20 protein-coding genes are annotated in these 21,163 nt (G+C 57.7%); 6 read left to right on the forward strand and 14 right to left on the reverse strand.

All coding sequences use genetic code 11. The features are described 5' to 3' along the window. Positions 1-28: 28 nt before the first annotated feature. Both DFO48_RS16470 and DFO48_RS16475 read right to left on the reverse strand, forming a co-directional pair. Positions 29-766 carry a molecular chaperone gene (locus tag DFO48_RS16470; protein ID WP_114864110.1) on the reverse strand — a complete coding sequence of 246 codons (738 nt, stop codon included), beginning with the start codon at positions 764-766 and terminating at the stop codon, positions 29-31. Positions 767-814: 48 nt separating this feature from the next. Beyond that, positions 815-1,360, reverse strand: a complete 546-nt coding sequence (locus DFO48_RS16475) for a fimbrial protein (RefSeq protein WP_003075581.1) — start codon at positions 1,358-1,360, stop codon at positions 815-817. Between the two features lie 538 nt (positions 1,361-1,898). Here DFO48_RS16475 and DFO48_RS16480 point away from each other — a divergent pair. After that, entirely contained in the window at positions 1,899-2,387 is a 489-nt protein-coding gene (locus DFO48_RS16480) for a cupin domain-containing protein (RefSeq protein WP_114864111.1), read from the forward strand. Between the two features lie 113 nt (positions 2,388-2,500). Next, a complete protein-coding gene (locus tag DFO48_RS16485) occupies positions 2,501-2,929 on the forward strand; it encodes a PH domain-containing protein (RefSeq protein WP_114864112.1) in 429 nt (142 codons plus the stop codon). Positions 2,930-3,540: 611 nt separating this feature from the next. Here the strand turns inward: DFO48_RS16485 and DFO48_RS16495 are convergent. From DFO48_RS16495 to DFO48_RS16505, 3 genes are all read right to left on the reverse strand, one after another. Beyond that, the gene (locus DFO48_RS16495; protein ID WP_147282747.1) at positions 3,541-3,924 is read right to left on the reverse strand and encodes a hypothetical protein; all 384 of its coding nucleotides are present in this window, start codon (positions 3,922-3,924) and stop codon (positions 3,541-3,543) included. 869 nt (positions 3,925-4,793) lie between these two features. After that, the gene (locus DFO48_RS16500) at positions 4,794-5,309 is read right to left on the reverse strand and encodes a peptide chain release factor-like protein (RefSeq protein WP_114864115.1); all 516 of its coding nucleotides are present in this window, start codon (positions 5,307-5,309) and stop codon (positions 4,794-4,796) included. A 310-nt stretch (positions 5,310-5,619) separates the two neighbouring features. Then, positions 5,620-6,600, reverse strand: a complete 981-nt coding sequence (locus tag DFO48_RS16505) for a GlxA family transcriptional regulator (RefSeq protein ID WP_114864116.1) — start codon at positions 6,598-6,600, stop codon at positions 5,620-5,622. Positions 6,601-6,708: 108 nt separating this feature from the next. Between DFO48_RS16505 and DFO48_RS16510 the strand changes: the two genes are divergently transcribed. Continuing rightward, complete coding sequence (locus tag DFO48_RS16510; RefSeq protein WP_114864117.1) at positions 6,709-7,302, forward strand: isochorismatase family protein; 594 nt, start codon at positions 6,709-6,711, stop codon at positions 7,300-7,302. A gap of 265 nt (positions 7,303-7,567) precedes the next feature. Here the strand turns inward: DFO48_RS16510 and DFO48_RS16515 are convergent, their stop codons facing one another. The 4 genes from DFO48_RS16515 to DFO48_RS16530 are packed head-to-tail and all read right to left on the reverse strand — an operon-like array spanning position 7,568 to position 11,545. After that, positions 7,568-8,464 carry an amidohydrolase gene (locus DFO48_RS16515; RefSeq protein WP_233506424.1) on the reverse strand — a complete coding sequence of 299 codons (897 nt, stop codon included), beginning with the start codon at positions 8,462-8,464 and terminating at the stop codon, positions 7,568-7,570. A 4-nt stretch (positions 8,465-8,468) separates the two neighbouring features. Continuing rightward, positions 8,469-9,536, reverse strand: a complete 1,068-nt coding sequence (locus DFO48_RS16520; RefSeq protein WP_114864118.1) for an isocitrate/isopropylmalate dehydrogenase family protein — start codon at positions 9,534-9,536, stop codon at positions 8,469-8,471. Positions 9,537-9,560: 24 nt separating this feature from the next. After that, positions 9,561-10,565, reverse strand: a complete 1,005-nt coding sequence (locus DFO48_RS16525; protein ID WP_199407013.1) for a tripartite tricarboxylate transporter substrate binding protein — start codon at positions 10,563-10,565, stop codon at positions 9,561-9,563. Positions 10,566-10,567: 2 nt separating this feature from the next. Continuing rightward, a complete protein-coding gene (locus DFO48_RS16530) occupies positions 10,568-11,545 on the reverse strand; it encodes a tripartite tricarboxylate transporter substrate binding protein (protein WP_114864119.1) in 978 nt (325 codons plus the stop codon). Positions 11,546-11,637: 92 nt separating this feature from the next. On the opposite strand from DFO48_RS16530, the gene DFO48_RS16535 reads away from it, so the two are divergent. Together DFO48_RS16535 and DFO48_RS16540 are read left to right on the forward strand one after the other, a co-directional pair. After that, positions 11,638-12,528 (forward strand): LysR family transcriptional regulator, encoded by an 891-nt coding sequence (locus tag DFO48_RS16535; RefSeq protein WP_114864120.1) that lies wholly within the window; start codon positions 11,638-11,640, stop codon positions 12,526-12,528. 205 nt (positions 12,529-12,733) lie between these two features. Continuing rightward, positions 12,734-13,735, forward strand: a complete 1,002-nt coding sequence (locus DFO48_RS16540) for an NAD-dependent epimerase/dehydratase family protein (protein WP_114864121.1) — start codon at positions 12,734-12,736, stop codon at positions 13,733-13,735. Here DFO48_RS16540 and DFO48_RS16545 read toward each other — a convergent pair. From DFO48_RS16545 to DFO48_RS25310, 3 genes are all read right to left on the reverse strand, one after another. Next, entirely contained in the window at positions 13,729-14,751 is a 1,023-nt protein-coding gene (locus DFO48_RS16545) for an SDR family NAD(P)-dependent oxidoreductase (RefSeq protein ID WP_114864122.1), read from the reverse strand. The genes DFO48_RS16540 and DFO48_RS16545 overlap by 7 nt on opposite strands. Positions 14,752-14,803: 52 nt before the next feature. Next, the gene (locus tag DFO48_RS16550) at positions 14,804-16,483 is read right to left on the reverse strand and encodes an alginate export family protein (protein ID WP_158545675.1); all 1,680 of its coding nucleotides are present in this window, start codon (positions 16,481-16,483) and stop codon (positions 14,804-14,806) included. Positions 16,484-16,672: 189 nt separating this feature from the next. Then, positions 16,673-16,816, reverse strand: a complete 144-nt coding sequence (locus DFO48_RS25310) for a hypothetical protein (RefSeq protein ID WP_158545676.1) — start codon at positions 16,814-16,816, stop codon at positions 16,673-16,675. A gap of 466 nt (positions 16,817-17,282) precedes the next feature. Between DFO48_RS25310 and DFO48_RS16560 the strand changes: the two genes are divergently transcribed. Beyond that, entirely contained in the window at positions 17,283-17,846 is a 564-nt protein-coding gene (locus DFO48_RS16560) for a helix-turn-helix domain-containing protein (protein WP_114864125.1), read from the forward strand. Positions 17,847-18,359: 513 nt separating this feature from the next. On the opposite strand, the gene DFO48_RS16565 is transcribed toward DFO48_RS16560, so the two are convergent. Both DFO48_RS16565 and DFO48_RS16570 read right to left on the reverse strand, forming a co-directional pair. Beyond that, complete coding sequence (locus DFO48_RS16565; protein ID WP_233506425.1) at positions 18,360-20,234, reverse strand: hypothetical protein; 1,875 nt, start codon at positions 20,232-20,234, stop codon at positions 18,360-18,362. Positions 20,235-20,363: 129 nt separating this feature from the next. Next, entirely contained in the window at positions 20,364-21,068 is a 705-nt protein-coding gene (locus tag DFO48_RS16570) for a YebC/PmpR family DNA-binding transcriptional regulator (protein ID WP_003053809.1), read from the reverse strand. Positions 21,069-21,163 lie beyond the last annotated feature (95 nt).

The raw sequence follows: 21,163 nt of genomic DNA on the forward strand, positions 1-21,163 counted from the left end.
GAGCAGACGCACCCCAACTCCTTGAGGCTCAGTGCAGACTGACGGTCTGCTCGGGGGCAGCACCGAAGTCGCTCATCCAGCGAAAACGCAACTTGCCCCCATCGATCCCACCGCTGTAGCCTGGCAGCGGGAAATCATGGCTGCTGAACGGCATGATCATCCCGCCGCCGGTATCCGTGGTACGGCCACCCTGATCCAGCGACAACGCACTGAACGACAGGTGATAAGGGCTGGAATTTTCGCCACGCAGTACATAGCCATCGCCATCGCCTTGACGCTGTACCTGCCAGACCACCTGCTCGATAGCCTTGGGCAGATCACCCGACAGGCCACTCGGGCGATAGAACAGTTTCAGGCGTGACCGCACAGCGATCTGCATCATGTTCCCGCTGGAGTCCTGCGGCAGCGGAGGGATCTCCAGCGCATTGAACCAGAACAGGCTCTCGCGATCCTGAGGCAGCGTTTCGCCGGTAAATGCCAGGCGCACGCTCTGACCTTTCAGTGGGTCGAGCCTGAAGATGGGTGGCGTTGCCAGGAAGGGCGCGTCTGCATCCTGCGGTTTGCTTTGGGTATCACCGCGATCAACCCAAATCTGCATCAAAACGGGGTCTGATCCCTTGTTGGTGAGTTTGACGGTGACTTCACGTTCCTTGGCGGGGTAGACGATTCGCGTTCCATCGATCGATACGCCGGCGTGGGCAACGGATAGGGTGGACAGGCAAAGCAGTACGCGGCTGAACACGTCGCGTAACCAATAAACGGACATTGCTGGTTTCTCTTGATTACCCGGGACTTGCGCCCCGGGCTAAGCGGATTACTCGTAGGTCAGTTGGTAGTTCGCTGTGGCTGTTACATCACCGTTGCCAGCGCCACCCGCTTGCGAGTAGTACTGCACGTAGTACTGCAGGGTGACTGGCGTTGAGCCGCTTACAGACACCCCACGAGCCATCTGGCTGTCGGCGTTGTCGGTATTTATGTTGATCGGCTGATGGTCTTTATCGAGCACCTGAACCTGTACGTTGCTAGCCGGATTGGTAGCACTGTTTTTCAGGTTGCCATGGGCATCGACGTTGCTGTCTGGAACGAAAGCAGCAGAGACTTTCACCCCGTCGGAGCAGCCGTTCACCGTCAAGGCAAAGCCACCACGACCGGTCTTGCTCTGCGCGGCAGAGAGCAAATCCTTGGCGACAGGAGGCAGCTTCACACTGACAGTTGTGGCCGTGGAATCGAGTACACAACTGGTATCAGTGACCTTGCCAGTAATATTGACCACCCCGGTCTTCGTGGAGGCCGCATAAGCCTGGGCACCAAGACCAGCGCCCGCCATACAGATCAATATAGTGCGCAGTTTAGATTGCATATCGCTCTTTCGATTAATTGAAAACACCAACGATTAATCCGTCGATCAGAAGCATTCTTGACGCGCAGCCCGTCGCCCGCAAAACTAGCTTGCTTACGGGATGATTAACGTCGACAGAGAAAATGCTGATCAACAGGAGAGCGATATGATCAAACTTACCAACAAGAAAATAAATAAGAATAGTCTTAAAAATAAAAAATAATTGAATCCAGCCACACGATGGGCACAGCCGCAGAGATGAAGGGCAAGGGGATTGCAGGCCGCTTTTTGATGCCGCAAATATGGCATTCACCTTGGGCTGCCGGGGCACTGAGCAGTCATCGCGCCGGCACACACAGACCAGCACACACTGGGAGTTCGTTACGATGGGGTCAGTTTGAGCCAGGTTTGACTGTATTCTTTGGGAGCAGGTAGTATCGAGACAGTCGCAGATTGGCCAGTAGCGGCCTTTGGCGACAGCCAACTGATGGGCGATTGACACAGTCAAAGCTGATACGGCATTTTGGTCAATTGGAATCTCGTCAATCGCTGAGTGCTCATGGAGGAAACTGAATTGAATCAACCTCAGGATTTCATCGAGGCCGCCGCAGTTCCACTCAGGACAAAGCCTTCGAAATACCCGAAAATATTCGCACAAAGAATGATTGGACGTGATAAGCAGCCAATTGGATATTTACTTGGAATCACTCAGTTTGGCGTCAAACTAACGACAATACACCCAGGCTCGGTCTCTGCACTTCACCACCAGCACACGCTGCAAGACGATCTTATTTACGTACTGGAAGGGGAATTTACCCACTACACAGATACTCAGAAGCACATATTTAAGTCCGGTATGTGTGCTGGATTTAGGGCTGGCGGTCAGGCGCATCACCTTCGAAATTTCTCTGAATTCGATGCCACATACATTGAAATTGGAAACCGGATTGACGGTCATGCGGTGATTTATCTAGAAGACGACTTGGTTGCCCTTATGGATGCAGATGGAAAATGGTCCTTTGAACAAAAAAATGGACAACCGTACTAAGTTTTACAGAATGGCTCCAATCGGTTGAACAGCGACAGCCGCAACCAGCCATACGCCATTCCGGTAAAAATCAGTTAGAAGCAAATACTCCGCAGAGCAATAAATTCGTGAGCATGGAAACAATAGAACAACCAAATTCTTCAGAAAGTGGCACAGTCAAGAACGAGCACATTTTCCGGACACGCATCGACGCTTGGCTGGTGATACTCGTCGGGATTGCGATTGCGTCGTGCTTCGTTCAAGCGTGGAGCCTTCGCAGTGTATCGCCAGGGGGAAGCATCGCCGCTGCAGCCATCGGCATCTTGAGTCTAGTCATCGTTCTGACGCTGACTGTGCCATGCCGGTACACCCTGAAGGGCGATCACCTGTTCATCCAATGTGGTGTCATTAGGAAGCGTATCCCTTACGCGCAAATCCATAGGGTCGAGGCGAGTTCAAGTCCTCTGTCAGCACCGGCGCTATCGCTACGCCGCGTCAAAATTGTCTATGGCCGGTCATTTCAGTTGGTTTCACCACAAGAGCGTGATCGTTTCATCGAATAGCTTTCAAAGCGTGCTGGCTTGCCTGAAAAACGCGCATGAACGGCGGGTTTATAGCAAATGCAAGAAGACCGCTCAGGGGCTGGTCGGCGACAGTCGCAGATCGGCCAGAAACGGACGTTCAACATGATGAAAACGCTTTGTCCCACCTGCCACGCGCGGGGCATTTCGGAAATGGCAAAGCGATGGTCAACCCGAGGGTGGCCAGCAAAATGTGAGCAGTGCGGAGCCTTAAGCCACGCTCTCTCCAGTACATCAAATGACATCTGGGTGGGAACGCTTCTCTCCGTCGCTGGGCTCTCTGTTGCTGCTGCTGTGCTGAGCATCCCGATGCCTGTCGGGCTCGCGGCCGTGGCTGTGCTCGCGTTGCTCATTAACGTCGCGATGTGGAGACGTGTGGAAATAGTCCCGATAACGTCCGAAAGCGCGGCAGCAGCGAAGAAAGTCACTTGGTTTCTGACGGCAATCTACGCTCTATTTTCGCTGTTTCAGTAAAGGGCAGATCTGGGCCCTGTCCAGACTGAGTTGGTATGTCTCTTTCGGCCAGAAGCAGTCTCCCAAGAACAGCAGGCTTTGCATGTAGAAGCCGTAGCTTGCAACGATCTAACTAGTCATTACTTCAAGAGGTGCGAATACTCCAGCAAGATTGAACTGAAATTGGCACAGTCAATCCCTTTCTTTGCTACGTACTCCTGCGCACTCTCGGATATCTTTTTAACGATGATCGTACTGGCTACTACCTGATCGTCTTCCGTAGTGGCATGTTTAGCTGCCTCCGTTTGAATCGTTCTGAGCGCCCCAGAAAAAAGATTTCCGCTGTTTGTTTTCACCCAGTTGTCATAGGCGTTTTTAGTAGATACACCTTGCTTCCCCCAGTACACAGAGCTGTGCCTAGCAACCTCAAAAATCTGGATTTTTTGCACAGCCTCTGAAAATGACATAGCTTGCGCAACGCTGCAGCAGGCAATCGTTGAGATTGCAAGAAGAGATATTTTCATTTTTAAATTCAGAGTGATCAGTGTTAAGCACCACTCACATCAGCGACTGACCTTGGCGACTGGTCTGAGTCGACTAGAGCCTGCGTTCCTGGCCAGAAGGGGCCTGTGGCCATCGTCAAAAGTCATGGTTTGAATCTGGCTTAGAGCTCAGGTCGACGCTGGTTTTCCGAGTGAGACCGCTTCAACCAAGTATCAAAAAATACGCGCCTGAAGCGGCACATGCCACGGCCACAACCAAGAAGGCCCAGTGCAATCCTGGAATGCCTTCAGCTCCAGTGAACTTGTTGGAGCAGGCAGCCCCTTGTTCTCGCACTGACAAGGGGTCGGCACCCACGGCCCTGCCAGATGCGGGAGGGACAGCCCAAACTCGATGATTCACCGAATGCCGGAACTGAGATGCGTCGTAGGCCAAATATCCAAAAAAGAATGCGAGTGCAAAGAACCAGAGTGGAGACACCATAAGCCTCGGTTGTTATGAAGGTGACCTAACCATTATTGGCTCAAGCCCCACGAATGTGGCAGAGATCTGAAAAAGTGGCATTTCTTCCAGCGAACCAATGTCTGTTTTGGGTCGACAGCACCTATTCGTCAGCCGATAAAGCGGACTTACAGCACCTCGAAGGCAGCCTGTTAGCAAGGGGCTGCTTCTCACCTGAAAACAGTCATTGGAGAAGCGACTGTCTTGGCGCCCTGAATGACTACTACTAGGCGGTGACCGGTAGTTCGACCAGCGGCCATGAGCAGCAGCAACCGCTGCACAACAGACACCTGTTGACGAAGCACGAACGACAGCAACGGGTCGTGAGCAGCCCTCGGTGGCTGGCTGCAACCTGCCAGAAGCAGACGTTCGCGATGCAGTGCTCGTGAACCTAACGGAACAAGCTTTCATTGCGGATTAGCGCTGCCAGCAACTGAACGGCCTCTTCGAGATTTTGAGCTTTGTTCCGATGCGTGATGCAACGTGCCACGATGCCAGTAGCGTGATGAACTAGCTTCACACAACTGTCTGCATGGAAAATGAACTGAGTGTTGGCAGGCCCTTCCTGACGAAAGTACTCGATTGAGTAGTCATGGGCGCCGATATCGAGTTTGGCGGGGTCAATGCCCGCGACAAATTGAACATCCAGAGTCTGGGGCTGACGGTTCAGGATGCTCTCGAGAGCCAGCGAAATTTGAGCCGTTGAGGTGCCTTCCAGAAACTTGACCACAACTCCTCTAGAAAGACCAGTTGTGTCGAACTGCTCATCAATGAAGTCACCCACCGCGCCGAAAGGCACTTGCTTATGTAGGTCCAGAAGTAGGTTGCTAACTAGGCCAAGGGGCGTGCCATCGACAGGATTCGAGGAGTTCAGAACGAGAAATGCCTCAGCAGGCTTGAGTTGCACGAGTAGCTACTCCCAATGTGTCGGCCCAGGGGCATAGCCAACATACTATCCGAGGTACGCAATAGGTCGTTCTGAGACGGTCGCCTATCAGTCAGAAACAGATATTTGATTCAGTGAATTACCGCCTTCCTACTGATGCGTAACCCCAGAAATTTTGAGTTGCGCCGTCCGTTTCAAACAGCAAGTTTGGAGGACCAAAGCGAGCAAGACAATCTGGGCTGCAGCGCTTGCAAGCTGCGAACTGGTGATCCTGGTCTGCCCGTTTGAGCAGTCGCTACGCATGAGTTGCCTAGTTCTGCAGCCGGCCTCTTCATTCATGGGTGCGAAATCGGCTGCGGTATTCGGCAGGTGTGGTGTTCAGTTGCCTGCGAAACGCCCGAGTCAGGGTATCGGTGGTACTCAGGCCGCAGGCGATGGCGATGCGCACCAAAGACTCATCAGACGTCTCAAGGCTGTTGCGCGCCATCTCCACGCGCACGGACTCTATATACGCGGCAGGCGTGGTGCACAACTCGGTCTTGAACAGGCGGGCCAGTTGTCGCTCGCTGACGTGGATTCGTTCGGCCAGGAGCGGCAGCGTGAGCGGCTTAGCAACGTTCTGCGCTATGTAGTGGCGTAGCGCGTCCATGCGGCGTGTGGTCGAAGGCTGGGCTATGGCTACGCTGAACTGGCTCTGCCCGCCGGGCCGCTTCAGGAACATGACGAGCTGCCGGGCCACACGCTGTGCTGCTGCCTCGCCGAAGTCGTCTGCCACCAAGGCCAGCGCCAGATCCAGACAGGCTGTCAGGCCCGCGCCCGTCCACAGATTGTCCTCGCGGATAAAGATCGGTTCGGCATCCACGGTTACGGCTGGGTACTCTGCTGCCAGCTGCTGCGCGGTGGACCAGTGCGTGGTGACACGCTTGCCATCCAGCAGCCCTGCCGCGGCGAGCACATGTGCGCCGACGCAGACGGAGGCGACGCGGCGGGTGCGGGCAGCCAGCGTCTTCACCCAAGACACGACTTGCGGGTCGACCACGGCGCGCAGTTCGCGCGCCGCATTCCTTTGCACCGCACCGGGCACTACCAGCGTGTCGATGCGCTTGCGCGCCAACTGGGCAAAGGTGATGTCAGGCAGCACGCGCACACCCGCAGAGGTCTGCACTGCCTCCAATGTCTCAGCCGCCAGCACTACACGATAGCCTGTGGGCTGGTCCATCTCGCGCTCGAGTAGCGAGAACACTTCGGCGGGACCGGTCATGTCCAGCAGATCCACCTGATTGAACAGAACGATGACGATGAGGCGTTCCATGTGCTGCCTGCAGAGAGTGTCTGAATCTGCATGTTATATGACATTGCAGACATTACCCTGCATTCCTACCATTCCTTCATCGCTCAACATTGATAAGGAAGCAGGACCATGACCCCCTCGAAGACCCTGAGAGAACTCAACGCCCTCGACGCCTCGCCTGCCACCCTGGCCAACGCCACCTTGGTGCTGGTGGACTACCAGAACACCTACACGCGCGGCGTGATGGAACTCACGGGCTGGAAGCCCGCGCTGGAAGCTGCCTCAGCCCTGCTTGCCCGCGCACGTGCAGCGGGAACAAAGATCATTCATGTGATGCATGACGGCGGCGCGGGCTCTGCTTACGACATCACGGAGGACATCGGGCAGATTCACGCCAGCGTGGAGCCCATCACTGGCGAAGCCGTGGTGGTGAAGCAGGCCCCCAACAGCTTTGTGGGAACCAATCTCGGTGAGCTGGTAGACGCAGCAGGCCGCCAGCAACTCATCATCATCGGCTTCATGACCCATATGTGCGTGACATTCACGGCCGAGGGCGCCTTTCTACGCGGCAACCAACCAACCATCGTGGCCGATGCCTGCGCCACGCGCCCCTTGCGCAGTGCCGTGGCAGAGGTGGAGGCAGTGCAGCTGCATCACAGCGCACTGGCGACCATTGCTGATTTGTACGGTGTCGTCGTCCCCTCGGGCACCGCTCTGCACTGAAGTTTGGCGGGATCCGCAGCTCAAGTGGCTCTGGTTGATGGCCTCTGCCTACTTGGGCCCAAGGGGCTGAGCCCATTGGCAGCCTTGAGATGCCGTGCGTGTATGTCCTCGCAAAATCGCCCCGGTAGCGCTGAGACATGTTTTGAGCAAGTGCTGCGGCCCGCTCGGCCCTCCCCCCCTTGGCAAAGCGCTCCCCCGCTTTGTCTTTGAAGCAGCCAGGCGGTTGCTCCCCGGTTTGCTGGACACTTTCAGCCCAATTGAGCACTCAATCCGAAACCCAGCCGAACAGGCGCGCCGGATTTTTCACCAGCACCTGTTGCTGCTCACCCTCATCCTTCAGCCAGCGCCTTATGTCCTGTTGAATGGTCTGGGTAGGCACGGTGCGGAACTGGCTGGGTTCCAAGGCGGAGACGCCAGCATCCCTGGCTGTATGCGGCCAGTCACTGCCCCACAGCACTCCCTGTGGAGCATGGCTCACCAGATGCCTTGCCCAGGCGCAGGCCCATTGCGCTTCAGCCAGACGATAAGGCGCGGAAAGCTTGACAAATATCCGGCCACTTTCAGCAAGTCGAAGCAGCAATCCGTCATCTTGAGAGGCTGTTGCCGGGAACGGCACCATTGCGAAATGGTCCAGGACAAAAGACCCCGGCAACCGACTCAGGTGCGTGCTCACAGCTTGCAGCACCGGGTAAGCCATGTATAGCTGGATATTCCAGCCCAGATGGCAAACGCGCTCGCTCCAGTATGAGAGTTCGTTGCAAGCCGAGGCGACGTCTTCGTTGCCCGAGCTTTGCAGGTTCACGCGGATTGCTCGCACACCTGCTGCATGCCAGACATGCAGCTGAGCCTCGCTGACCTCGCGCGGTGCTACTGCCACGCCACGAGCACTGTCGCCGAGCTCGGCCAGGGCATCCAGCAGGCACTGGTTGTCAAACCCGTAAACGCTTGGCTGCACCAGCACCACGCGCTGCATGCCGATAGCCTGCAAATGTTGCCGCAGCGCCTGCACAGATGCTTGATGCGGTGTGTAGTGCCGCATTGGATCCATGGAATATTGCTGCTGCAGCCCGAATACATGGGAGTGCGTGTCGCAGCGCAAAGCCGGGAGCTCTGCCCCCGTCCTTGAACTTCGGTCAACTACCGCCATGACTTCGCCTTGCATGGCTTCACCGCGTCAACGCAGCGATACGCTGTGCCAACTTGCGGCCTGTGGCAGCCGTGCCGAGCTGACCGCCCACATCGCGCGTGGCCTCGCAATACTCGACAGCCTGGGCTGCACAGGCGACGATGGCCTCGCTGGCCCGCACAAAACGCATGTCATTGCTGCGCTGACCGTACCAGTTCAGCAATTGACTGGCCGACAAGATCAGCGAAAACGGATTGGCGATGTCCTGGCCTGCGATGTCTGGCGCAGATCCATGAGCCGCTTGTCCCATGGCGTATTGCTGACCAGCGTTGACGGAGCCTCCCAGGCCCAGACTGCCGGACAACTCGGCCGTCAGGTCAGAGAGGATGTCACCGAACATATTGGTCGTGACGATGACGTCGAAGCGCTGAGGCGCACGCACCACATGGGCCATCATCGCGTCGACGATGAATTCATCGACTTCGATCTCTGGAAAATCCTTGGCGACACGCTGACATTCTTCAATGAACATGCCGTCGCCCAGCTTGAGCACATTGGCCTTGTGGACGATGCTGACATGCTTGCGCCGGCGCTGGGCCAGCTCGAAGGCCGAACGCGCCACGCGTGCGCAGCATTCGCGGGTGATCCGGCGAAGAGAGACGACCACATCGGACGTGATCAGCATTTCGCTGCCGCCCGATGCGATGTTGCGATCTGCGTAGAAGCCTTCGGTGTTCTCACGAACCACGACCAGATCGAAATCATCCACCTTGTGCGGTACGCCAGCCCAGGTTCGCGCCGGCCGGATGTTGGCAAACAAGTCCAGCTCCTTGCGAAAGAACTTGGAAGGGTTGATCTCGCCCTTGGCTTCGTCCTTGAAGTCGTAGGTGGCCATGGGGCCGAGCATCAGGCCGTCAGCAGCCTTGACCTTGGCCAGCAGTTCCGGCGTGACCGTCGCACCATATTTGCGCAGACTCTCGTGGCCGGCGACATCGTGGTCCAGGGCCAGATTCAGATCAAACCTATGAGATACAGCCTCCAGCACCTCCACTGTGGCGGCCATGGTTTCCGGGCCGATTCCATCGCCGGGCAATACAACCAGTTTCATACTCAACTCTCTCTTTTTCAACGCTTAATCAATCAATATGGAAGTGCTTCGGACCAGTTGCCGGTATTTGGTGATTTCCTTGCGGACAAAAGCATCCACCCCCTGCGGCGTATAGCTTTTGACCAAAGTGCCTTCTGCCTCGAAGCGTGCCTTCAGCGCGGGCTGCTGCACGATCTGGTTGATTCTTTGTGACAGCAGTTGCACCACCGGCGCCGGCGTCTGCCTGGGCGCGAAGTAACCACCCCAGAGGCTGAATTCGAAGCCCGGAAATCTCTCTGCAACCGTGGGCACGCCTGGCAGCGCTGCGATGGGCTCCAGACCGGTGACCGCCAATGCGCGCACCTTGCCGCCTTTGATATGTGACAGGATCGATGGCGTGCTGGCCATGAAGAACTGCACCTGCGCTCCAATGAGGTCGGTGATCGCCTGGCCGGCCCCCTTGTAGGGAATATGGACCATCTGAACTTTGGCGGCCTCTGCAAGGGCTGCTGCTGCCAGATGCCCCGGTGTTGCCGTACCGGACGAAGCGTATGCCAGCTTGCCTGGCGCTGCCTTGGCAGCGGCGATCAGGTCGTCCAGCGATTTCCATGGTGCGCTGGCAGGAACCGCCAGCACCAGCGGAGAGTCGCCAACCAGGGCCACGCCCTGCAAATCCTTCCGGCTGTCATAGCCTGGGCTCTTCATGGCCGCACCGTTGATAGCGATCTCTCCGGTCTGGCCCAGCAGCAATGTCAGTCCATCCGCAGGAGCGCGCACCACCATGCGTGTGCCCAGCGCTCCACTGGCGCCAGGACGGTTGTCAACGATGACGGATTGCCCAAGTGCCTTGCCCAGATCGTTGGAAATCAGTCGTGCGAATACATCGCCCTGTCCTCCTGGCGCATACGGAACGACGACAGTGACTGGACGTCCTGGAAAACTTGGCAGCGCTCTTGCCATGCTCGCGGCCACCGCTGCGGAGCCAGCACAGATGGCAGCCAGTACCTGTCTTCTCGACACCAGGCCTGAGGGGTCGTGGGATAGCAACATGCTCAGAGCTCCATGCCAGGCTTGCTCGCCACGGCTTTCCACTTGCCCAGCTCATCGTGAAGTTCCGCGGCAAAGGCCTTCGGGCTCAAGAAAATAGGCGTTGCGCCTTCATGCTTGAGACGCGAGCGCACTGGCTCAGCGGCGGCGGCTGCATTGACGGCTTGATTGAGCTGATTCACGATCTCTGGTGACACCCCGGCGAGCGCAAGCACACCCCACCATGTGGTCACGTCATAGCCCTTGATTCCGGCTTCTGCCATGGTGGGCACCTGCGGAAACAGGCTGGAGCGCTGAGCACTGGTGACGGCAAGAAGCTCCAGCTTGCCGGTCTTGAGGTGCGGAAGAATGGTCGGCACCGTGGCAAAGAATGCATCCACACGACCTGCCAGCAGTTCCAGCGCAGCAGGGCCACTGCCTTTGAACGGGACATGCGTCATTGGAAGCGTCGCCTGCTGCCTGAAAAGTTCGCCAGACAGGTGGTTGATGCTGCCCGCCCCCGCTGAACAGTAATTGATGCCGCCTTCGCGTGTTTTGGCAATCTTTGGCAGATCCGCGACCGACTTCGCCCCCAAAGCCTTGTTGGTTACCAAAAGCAGAGGCCCACGACCGATCATTGCCACCGGAGTAAAGTCACTTTCCGGCTTGTAGGGCAGCTTGGGATCAATGGCTGCGTTCGTCGCGAAAGTGGATGTCGCAAACAGCAGCGTGTAGCCATCGGGCTTGGCTTTTGCCACAAAGTTCGCACCTATGGAGCCACCTGCCCCACCCTTGTTGTCAACGACCACTGGCTGGCCAAAGCGATTTGACAACTGGCTGGCAATGTCACGTGCGATGCTGTCTGTACCGCCACCGGCCACAAAAGGAACGACCAGCGTGATGGGACGCTCAGGCCACTTTCCCTGAGCTGTTGCCGAGTTCACCAGCATCAATCCAGCGGCTGCGGCGAGCCACGCTTTTCTGAAATCACCCAAGCCTTGCATTTCGTCTCCGTTTCTTATGTTCTGGGCGAATGATCAGTGATTTAATTAATGCAGTAAATTGCAAAAAATCTTCTCATTGATGCGTTTTTCAAATGAATTTCGACATTGCTGATCTCAAAGCCTTTGTGGCTGTGGCAGAGCTGGCCAGTTTCAGGCGCGCAGCCGAGTTGCTGCACATCTCTCAACCGGCCTTATCGAGACGGGTCGAAAAACTGGAGCAAGCCTTATCGCTCAAGCTTCTGGAGCGCACCACTCGCAAAGTGGAGCTCAATGCCATGGGACGTGTTTTCCTGCCTCGTGCCCAGCATGTGCTGGCCGAACTGGAGGCCTCGCTGATAGGGATGACCGAACTCAACGAACGGCTGCACGGTCTGGTGACCATTGCCTGCATCCCTTCTGTCGTGGACACGCTGGTGGCGAGCGCCATCCATCAGATCAAGAAGCAGTTCCCTCGCATTCGGCTGCGCATCCTGGATCAACCCGCTGCAGACATCCTGCTGACCGTGGCACGCTCCGAAGTGGATTTCGGAATCGGCTATCTCGGAGCCAGCGAGCCTGACCTCGACTTCGAAGAACTGGCTTCGGAGTCTTTTGTGCTGGCCTGCCGCAAAGACCATCCTCTGGCCACCCGCAGCAGCATTTGCTGGAGCGAGCTGGCACATCAGGACTGTGTCACTCAAGCGCAAGGCAGCGGCAATCGCCTGCTCATCGACCAGGCTCTGTCAAACACCGTCACCCGACCCCATTGGATATGCGAAGTTCAACATGTCCCCAGCCTGCTCAGCCTGGTGCGGCGTGGGGTGGGCGTGGGTGCGGTCCCTCAGCATGCAATCAGCGGGACCGATCTCTGCGGCATCCCGTTGGTAGAGCCGCAGGTACTACGCAGCATCGGTTTGATCTTGCGACGGGGCAAGGCACTTTCTGCCATGGCTCAGGAATTCCAGAGGGCATTGCGACTGGTTCATATCCAGCAGTTGAACTGAGCGCAAAGCTGTGAGTCGATGACTGCCTGATTGGAGCTGCTGGTGTTGTGCGCTATTCCTCGCCCAGGCCTGTGCTCTTCCCGGCCGGGCGGGCGGACCCGTCATTCCTGCGCAAATTGCGCTTGACCTTGAACCAAGCTTCAAGCTTACGCTTGCATCATTCCCAGTCATCAAGGCTGGTGAAGCTATCCATCAAGGAGCAGGAATGCAGACCATATTGGGCGCCAACGGGCAGATCGCCACCGAGTTGGCGCGCGAACTCAAGCGCAACTACAGCGATGAACTCAAGCTGGTGAGCCGCAGGCCGCGCAAGGTACATGACACGGATCTGCTCAAAGCCGCCGATCTGCTCGATGCCGAGCAAACAGCCAGAGCCGTTCAGGGCAGCAGCGTGGTGTATTTCACCGCAGGCCTGCCTCCCGATACCCGGCTTTGGGAGCAGCAGTTTCCAAGCATGCTGCGCAACGCCCTGGCGGCCAGCCGCGCTGCAGGCGCCCCATTTGTCTATTTCGACAACACCTATATGTATCCGCAGAACGCGCAGCTGCAGACCGAGCAGACCGCATTCGCTCCCGTGGGGCGCAAAGGCCGGGTGCGCGCCGCCATGGCCGAGATGGTGCTGTCCGAGATGGCGCGCGGGGAGATTCCCGTGCTGATAGCGCGGGCGCCCGAGTTCTACGGCCCGGCCCAGACGCAGAGCATTACCAACACCTTGGTGATTGACAGGCTCAAGGCCGGCAAGACACCGCTGGCCCCGGTGCGAGACGACCGCCTGCGCACCCTGATCTGGACCCCCGATGCCAGTAGGGCTCTGGCTCTGCTAGGCAACACGCCCGATGCTTATGGGCAGACCTGGCATCTGCCATGCTGGGACGAGCGGCTAAGCTACCGCCAGTGGGTACCTGTGGCCTGTGAGGTTTTCGAGCGCAAACCCTCTTACCGGGTACTGAGCAAATGGATACTGCAATCGGTCGGACTGTTTTCCAGGCCGGTGGACGAACTCCGCGAGCTTTTGCCCCGCTACGAGCAGGACAATCTGTTCGACTCGGACAAGTTCAAGTGCCGCTTTCCCGAATTCGCGATCACCAGCTACCGCAAAGGACTGGAGCAGATTCGGCAGGAATGCGAAGCACCTAGCCAACCCGGCCCTACCGAGGCAAGCCAAAAGGCTGCAGAGCAACAGCCTTTGGCCCAGGTCTGTCAATAAGTCGTCCAGCCGCCGTCGGTTGCGTAGGCCGCACCGGTAATGTTGGAGGCCTCATCGGACAGCAGGAACAGCATGATGGCAACCTGCTCGGCCGGTGTGGCATCACGCTTGTGCGAGTCTGCCGCTTGCAGCAGGCTATTGGTCTTCAGCATGCTCATGCTGGGGCCGCCACCGGCATCCTTCATCTTGCGCGTGACCAGCTCCAGCGCGCGCGCCACCATGGGCGTGGCAGTCTGCGCCATGTTCACAGAGTTGATGCGGATGCCGTTGGCCGCATAGTCGATCGCCGCCGAACGGGTGATACCGGTCACCGCATGCTTGCTGGCCACATAGGCTGGTGTACCACCAAAGCCGATCAAGCCGGTGACCGAGCCAACGTTGACGATGGCACCGCCACGATTTTGCTTGACCATCTGACGCAACTCGGCCCGCAGCGACTTGAACATGCCCGTGGCATTGGTGCGCATCACATTGTCCCAGTACTCGTCCGTTGCTTCATGGACCGGAGCAAACAGCAGGTGCTTTTGTTTTTCATAGTCGATTGGCGCGCCCGAGTAGACACCGTCCATGACGCCTGCATTGTTGAGCGCGTAATCCAGGCCGCCAAAATGCTGGACAGCGGCCTGCACCATGGCATCGCAGGTGCTGTTCTCGGCAATGTCGCCGGGAACGAACACCGCCTTGCCGCCGGCTTTGACAATGCGGTCTATGGTGCCCTGACCCTCGTCCTTGATCCAGTCCACGCCCACCACATTGGCCCCCTCCCTGGCAATACGAGTTGCCGCCAGCGCCCCCATGCCGCGCGCGCAGCCGGTGATGACAATGGTCTTGCCCTTGAAGCGATTGGGAATGTAGTAGTCGGGATCGACGGGCTTGATATCCACGGTTCCCAGACCCTTGCCAGGGTTGCCGGTTGCGCCCTGTGCGGCTTGGGCAAACACGGTACTGGATGCGATGGCCATGGCGCTGGCCATGCTGATGCCCTTGAACAGATCTCTGCGGTCAATATCCGTCATGGAATCTCCTTTGCTTGGTGATGGAAAGTGGAATGGGGATGGGTGGTCGGCATCAGTAGGCATAACGCAGGAAAACCATGGTGCTCCACCATTTTTTGCTGGGTGTGCCCAGCGCCTGGCTCACGGCCCGGCCGGGGTCGGTCACGGCGATATGGCCGTGTATATAGAGATGGCGCGACCAGAACACCTTGGCCGTCAGATTCAGCTCCTGGCCGTAGTCCTTGGAGCCCAGCATGGACAGGGCCGGGTTGCCGCCGATGTTGAGCAGGGAATCGGCCTTGAACCGCCAGTACTGGGCCACCAGCTCCAGCTTCTGGTGAGGACGCATGCGCAGCTGAACCCGGTGCGCGTTGACATTGCCGATCTGAACTACCTTGAAGTGGTTGATGCCCTGCACCCACTGCTCGCCGTTGCCGCCCGAGAGCAGCGGATCCCAGCGCTCATAGCGCGAAGTGCCCGGGTCATCGCCTGAAAAATGGGAATAGCGGTAGCTGAGCGTGGGCTTCCAGACGGCCTGGGCAAAGGCATAACCCAGCTCGCCGGTATAGGCCGTGGCTTTCATCGCAAAGCGGCCATTGCGCTGCATCGCGGCTTCTGCGGCGACAAAAGGACCGGACTGACCCGCGACATTGGGCTGCCAACGTCCCCTGAGGTCATAGACCTTGAGGCCTTCGCGCTGGCGCTGGCTGCCGTCTGGCAAATAGTATTGAGCAGTTGAGTGGGGCACCGTGAGATAGCTGGCTCCCCACTCCAGGCCCGGTGCCATCGCATGTTCGACGTTCAGACCATTGATGCGCGTATGTGTGTCCAGCAGCGGCAACTCATCGGGATTTACATGGAATGCCTCCAGCTTCCACTGGTTGTAGCGCAGCTGCGCCAGGCCGACGAAATCCGATGCCCAACGGGCGTTAGCCTGCAAGGCAGCCCTGTCCTGACCGTTTGCCGCCGTGTTGACGATCAGCATGCCATCGCCCAGCGTGAAACGCTGACGTCCAGCAGAGACATGCAACACCCAGCGATCTCCTAGCTCCGTCGTCCTGCCTGTCACCAGGCCCACATAAGCCTCTTCGATATCCGCATTGCTGCGCGTCCGGTCGGTAAACAGCTCCCTGCCTTTGGAGCCTGTCAGCATCACGCTACCGCTGCCATACAAATAGGTATGGGGGCTGAGCGGAGTCAGGCCATAGAGCCCCGCATGGACATAGCCCTCCATCCACCCCTGGTAGCCAGCCCCCGAAGGTCGACCCTGCACCATAGGGTTGCCGGCCAGAAAACGATCGGGTCGGCCATACCAGGCATTTCTGTTGCCGTAATACAGACCCAGCGTCTCCAGCTTGACACGCAGAAAACTCCGGCTGTCCTGATACAGCAACGGAAAGCCTTGTGGTGAGTCCTTGACCAGGGCACCAGCAGGCCGGGAGCGATCGGGGGCGGCGTTGGCCGCCAGCTCCACATCCACCTGCACCACCACGCCACCTGTCGCCCCCCGCTGCACATCGAGCTCGGCGGCCGACACATTGGGGTTGCTGCGCAGTCTGGCGAGTTCAAAGTCCAGCTTTTCCTGGCTTGCCCGGTCTCCTGGAAAAATGGACATGGCCTTGCGCAGACGATCAATGGCACGCTCCAACGAATAGGCATCCTGCCCGGGATTTCTAACCTGAAACTGAACCGCCTCTATGCGCGGCGTTTCGTCCGGCCCCAGTGAATACTGGGCATATGCAGAATGTGCCAAACCAGCACAAAGCAGCAGTGCATGGCGTACACGCAGCCCTTGCATGGCAGACGTTGAGAGCAAGGTCTTTGCAAACCGCCACAGTGCCGCGTGCATGCACTTCGCGGCCACCTGAGGCCGGATGGCTGAGAAATCTCCAGCGCTCCGGCTCGAATCGGGGGTAAGGTCTCTGACAGTCATCAGCCAACCTCAGGGCTTGACAAAGCGCTGCCACTCACCGGCACGCAGCAGGCGCCGACAGCTTTGCCCATTGAGTGCGGCGCCCAAAAACTGGCCACGCTCGAGTGCCTTGTCCCTGGCCGCCAGCGCGCGCAGCCGATCGGAGCGGTGCATGACAGAAACCTCATCGGCGGCACGCAGCTGCGCCCATCGATAGCGCCGCAGATGATCGACATGCCGGTCGCCGCAGAAATGCATGGCACCGGCGAAAGCGCCTAGACGAAAGGCCTGATCGGCATCCTGTGCCCAGGCATGAGGAGAACCAATCCCGGATACAGCAAGAAAACTGACAGTAAATACATGTGACTTGATATTCATAGAGGGAGATTTTCATTTCCCGTCTTGCGGCGTCAATGCAATATCGCCCAAAATGGGCGCGCTGCACAAATCGCCCAGAATCAAGTCCTTGCCATTGACATTGATCAATGTTATGGTTGAAATGTCTATACAAAGATTTTTCACTGAAAAAATCAATATTCAATCAATTCAGAAAAATCTCTTTGCAAGACATTTAATAAATAAATACATTTCGATGATTTATATTAAATTTAATTGAAGACCGAAAAAATAAGGAGACAACATGAATGAAATAAACGAAAAACTCAATATCGGGTTCAAACATCACACCAGAATCAACTCTCTCAAGAATTTTCAGAATTTTGATATAGCCTACAATAAATCTTTTGTTCTAGTCGCATATATTGCCAATCGATTCCTTATCGATCACATGCTCCGATCAGCGCGGCTTTTTGCCAATAATGATTTCGAAACCATGGTCATCTGGGGGGTCCTGGCCCATCAGAATGTGGGCCATCTCATGCCACCTGGCACTGTTCCCGATGCCGTCCTGTCCGAACGTGGCCGTCTTGAGAGCGAAGAAAAACTGCGTCCATTGCGCTTGCGCGATGTTTCAGCCATTACGGGTATTCCACGAGAAACCACACGCCGTAAACTGGAGGCAATGGCCGACAAGGGATTTGTGCGTAAAACAGATTGCGGCTGGATTGTGATTGGAGAAAGAGCAGAGCCTGAAATACGTGAATTCACCAAAGAAACCATTATGAGAATGGTTTCCGCTTGTGACGATGTGCTGGCTGCCCTGAAGAAGTCGGACTCTGCCGCTGTGACGAGATATGCAGCATGACACAGCAGCGATTAAAAAAAGACACCGTAAATCGGTGTCTTTTTTATTGAACTCTTGAATCGACAATCTTCAACCAGATCAGATTAATAATGAAATACATCCAATCTCAACTTGAAATAAAATCAAAATGATTTGAACAAATTTAAAAACTGCGCAAACAGGCTGCTTAAGTAGAAGATTATTATTTAATCAAACAATTCTTACATGAAATTACTCCCTCCAAGAGCGGGTGATATTCCTTGCCGAATGCACCCACCGCCTCGCTGAGGCCCTCTTCAACCACGCGCCGGGGCTGATCTCCAGTCCCTTGTGAGGCGGCGACAGTTGCTGCCACGACATGTCCCAGCGCAGGTATGGTTGGCTCACTTCAAGTCAATTAGGTTTTTCCGAAGTCGCAGACCCTTGTCCTCAAGAGGCAGCGCTGATCGCCAATAGATATCAGCAAAAATCTAGTACAAAATCCTTATCCTGCTTGTGAAAATAGCTATCAAATAGATATCAATACATGCTGTCTCACCAGCTCAGCGCCTGGGCCAGCTGTTCGGCCCGGGTTTGCTCGCGCGGACTCGCCACCGAGGCGCGCAGGATGGCGCGGCTTTCGCCCTGGTCGACAATCCAGAAGACGACACGCTTGACGGGAGCTGCGCCCGACCTACTCTCCTGCGGGCTCACTTCAAACGTCCATTCGCGGCCTTCAGGCCGTCGGTCCCTGGAGCGCGTCTGTGCAGTGAAGCTGCGCTTCTTCAAGCTCCCCGCCTTCAAGCGGAACTGCTTTTCCAGCGCGGTGCGCAGCAGCTTTTCCTGCACCTCGTCGGACTCGGGGATCTTCAGCCCAGTGGTCAAGCCCAGTTGCTGCCCGGTCATCAGATCGCGGTACATCATGCGCTGCGAATCCTTAGGCTCTTGCAGATGAAAGCCTGCTGCGCGCATGGGCAGCACCATGCCGGTGCGACGATTTTCCAGGTCGGCCACCTGTGGGTCCCGGGCCTGCACCCAGATGTTCTGCAGCCCGCCCGCATTGCGCAGGTACTGGCGCATCAGTCGAGCGGCATCGGCGTCGCGGCCCTGCTGCGCCGCCAGCTCAGCCCCATATTGCTGAGCCTGGTCCACCAGCTCGGACTCCAGCCTGAACAAGCTGACATAGGGCCAGGCCTGCAGTGCCTGATCCAGATAGCGGCCAGCCTCGGCTTGCTGACCGGCCTTGAAGGCCGAGATGCCAGCCACTGTATTCAGGCGCGCAAGCTCGGCAGGGAACTGTGCATCGGCCAGGGCCGCGCGGGCCAGTTGCCCGGCCCTGGGCCAGTCGTCATCGACCCGCCAGGCATGACTCACCTCGCGCTCCTGGCGCGGTAGCTCTGGCGGCAGCTCGGGCGCTTTGGGCCATTGCATGGCCTGCCACAGCTGGGGCAGCTGCAGCAGCGCGCTATCACGCTCGCTGTCCATTTGCTCGGCGTGCAGGCTCAGTTTCCAGTTGCCGCGCACCAGCCCCCAATCCAGATGCAGGATGTCGGGCCTCCCCTCCTCTCTCTTCTCGCGGCTGGCCTGCTGGCTTTGCACTGCGTCGGCGAACGGCAGGGCCGGCAGCCTCAGCCCAGGCTCTGGCGTCTGCTCGCTGGCAAAAATGCCACGTTCCTGCTGCAACGACTTCTGCCTGGCTGCTGCTTCCATGTCTTTCAGACCATCGTCATAGCCGAGCCGCATGCGGACCCGCAGGCGCCTGCCATCGGGCTTCAGGTAGACATACTCCAGATTCGCGACCTCTTTGCGATCCCTGGCCGGCTCCAGCTGGACCAGTACCCAGCGCCCCTGCACCAGCGGCACGCTGAGCTGCGCGGCCTGGTAGTGCAGTTGCTGGTCTGCAGTATTCCACTGCCACAGCGGCTCAAAAGCCTTGGACTCCTGCTTGAGCGCCAGCAGATAGCGAGCCAGTGCGCCCTGATCGCCAGCCATCATTGCGGCCGTCAGACCGCGCTGTATCAGCGCCTGCATCTGACCGCTGACCGGGCCGTAGCCGTCGGCAGCGGCCAGAGCCATCATCTGGTCGGTCTGCAACACGGCCTGCGCGTACTGCCCCTGCTGATAAAGCAAGGCGTAGAGCAAGCCCGATGCATCGAGCTGCTCGTATGGATTGCCGCGCGGCAGCGTCATGTCCAGCAGCTTGCGCGCCTGGGCGATGGCATCGTCCCAGCGTCTGGCCTGCGCGGCCTCGACCACGGCACGGCGCAGCCTGAAAAAAGGCGAATCCTGTTCGGCAGGCGAATCCGCCTGTCGCGCAACCCCCGTCAGCCTTTCAGGCTCGGCCGCCTGCGGCGCAGGGCCCGCCAGCAACAAAGCCACCGCCATAGCGGTCAAGGAAACAGGCGCGGGAATGCGAGGTAAAAAAACCATGAAGTCGATCCACAAGACAGTTCAGCAGGCTTGCAGTATAGAAAGCGGCTGCCGGGCCGCAGGCCGGGGACGACTCAGGACAAAAAAAGAGCGGCCCAGGGCCGCTCTCTTTGCCAGACGGCAATGGCTTCAGTCCACCAGACCCGCGTAGACATGCTGCACGTCGTCGTCGTTTTCCAGACCGGCCAGGAATTCCTGCACTTCTTCCTGCTGCTCGGCAGACAGGCTGCTCATGCTGATGGGGTTCTTGGCCTTGTAGCCCAGCTTGACCGACAGCACCTTGATGCCTTGCGCCGGCAAAGCCTTGCTCACGGCGTCCAGATCGGCAATATCGGTAATGAACAGGGTGGTGCCTTCTTCTTCGCCAGCTTCGAAGTCTTGCGCGCCGGCTTCGATGGCGGCCATTTCGACGTCGGCACCGTTTTCAGGCTCGCCTTCGATCATGCCCACATGGTCAAAATCCCAGGCCACGGCGCTCATCTGGCCCTTGCGGAAGCAGACACGCATATTGGGAGCCGTGCGATTGGGATTGTCGGTCAGACATTCCACCATCACGGGCACGCGATGAGGGGCATAACCTTCAAACAGCACGCTGGAATAGTTCACGGCGTCGGCACCAACGCCGGCGCCCTTCTTGATGGCGCGATCCAGCGTGTCCTTGGGCATGGAAGCCTTGCGGGCCGCTTCCACCGCCATGCGCAGGCGCGAGTTGGCAGCAGGGTCGCCGCCGCCCAGTCGGGCTGCAACCATGATTTCCTTGACCAGCTTGCCAAACAGCTTACCCTTGGCATCGGCGACCAGCGCCTTGCCCTTTGCTTTCCATTGCGCGCCCATGGCTGCGTTCCTTGTTGAATGTTGTCAAAACCCGCGCTATGCACACGCAAGCCGCCCGCCAAAACATCGGCGAGCAAAAGCCGGATTTATACACC

This window comes from Comamonas sp. AG1104 (assembly GCF_003350425.1).
GTDB classification, from domain to species: domain Bacteria; phylum Pseudomonadota; class Gammaproteobacteria; order Burkholderiales; family Burkholderiaceae_C; genus Comamonas; species Comamonas testosteroni.

Bases quoted from the DNA above. Each gene is read 5' to 3' on its own strand.
- DFO48_RS16470 (WP_114864110.1), bottom strand. From the start codon at position 766: ATGTCCGTTTATTGGTTACGCGACGTGTTCAGCCGCGTACTGCTTTGC.
- DFO48_RS16475 (WP_003075581.1), bottom strand. From the start codon at position 1,360: ATGCAATCTAAACTGCGCACTATATTGATCTGTATGGCGGGCGCTGGT.
- DFO48_RS16480 (WP_114864111.1), top strand. From the start codon at position 1,899: ATGGAGGAAACTGAATTGAATCAACCTCAGGATTTCATCGAGGCCGCC.
- DFO48_RS16485 (WP_114864112.1), top strand. From the start codon at position 2,501: ATGGAAACAATAGAACAACCAAATTCTTCAGAAAGTGGCACAGTCAAG.
- DFO48_RS16495 (WP_147282747.1), bottom strand. From the start codon at position 3,924: ATGAAAATATCTCTTCTTGCAATCTCAACGATTGCCTGCTGCAGCGTT.
- DFO48_RS16505 (WP_114864116.1), bottom strand. From the start codon at position 6,600: ATGGAACGCCTCATCGTCATCGTTCTGTTCAATCAGGTGGATCTGCTG.
- DFO48_RS16510 (WP_114864117.1), top strand. From the start codon at position 6,709: ATGACCCCCTCGAAGACCCTGAGAGAACTCAACGCCCTCGACGCCTCG.
- DFO48_RS16515 (WP_233506424.1), bottom strand. From the start codon at position 8,464: ATGCAAGGCGAAGTCATGGCGGTAGTTGACCGAAGTTCAAGGACGGGG.
- DFO48_RS16520 (WP_114864118.1), bottom strand. From the start codon at position 9,536: ATGAAACTGGTTGTATTGCCCGGCGATGGAATCGGCCCGGAAACCATG.
- DFO48_RS16525 (WP_199407013.1), bottom strand. From the start codon at position 10,565: ATGTTGCTATCCCACGACCCCTCAGGCCTGGTGTCGAGAAGACAGGTA.
- DFO48_RS16530 (WP_114864119.1), bottom strand. From the start codon at position 11,545: ATGCAAGGCTTGGGTGATTTCAGAAAAGCGTGGCTCGCCGCAGCCGCT.
- DFO48_RS16535 (WP_114864120.1), top strand. From the start codon at position 11,638: ATGAATTTCGACATTGCTGATCTCAAAGCCTTTGTGGCTGTGGCAGAG.
- DFO48_RS16540 (WP_114864121.1), top strand. From the start codon at position 12,734: ATGCAGACCATATTGGGCGCCAACGGGCAGATCGCCACCGAGTTGGCG.
- DFO48_RS16545 (WP_114864122.1), bottom strand. From the start codon at position 14,751: ATGACGGATATTGACCGCAGAGATCTGTTCAAGGGCATCAGCATGGCC.
- DFO48_RS25310 (WP_158545676.1), bottom strand. From the start codon at position 16,816: ATGCACCGCTCCGATCGGCTGCGCGCGCTGGCGGCCAGGGACAAGGCA.
- DFO48_RS16560 (WP_114864125.1), top strand. From the start codon at position 17,283: ATGAATGAAATAAACGAAAAACTCAATATCGGGTTCAAACATCACACC.
- DFO48_RS16565 (WP_233506425.1), bottom strand. From the start codon at position 20,234: ATGGTTTTTTTACCTCGCATTCCCGCGCCTGTTTCCTTGACCGCTATG.
- DFO48_RS16570 (WP_003053809.1), bottom strand. From the start codon at position 21,068: ATGGGCGCGCAATGGAAAGCAAAGGGCAAGGCGCTGGTCGCCGATGCC.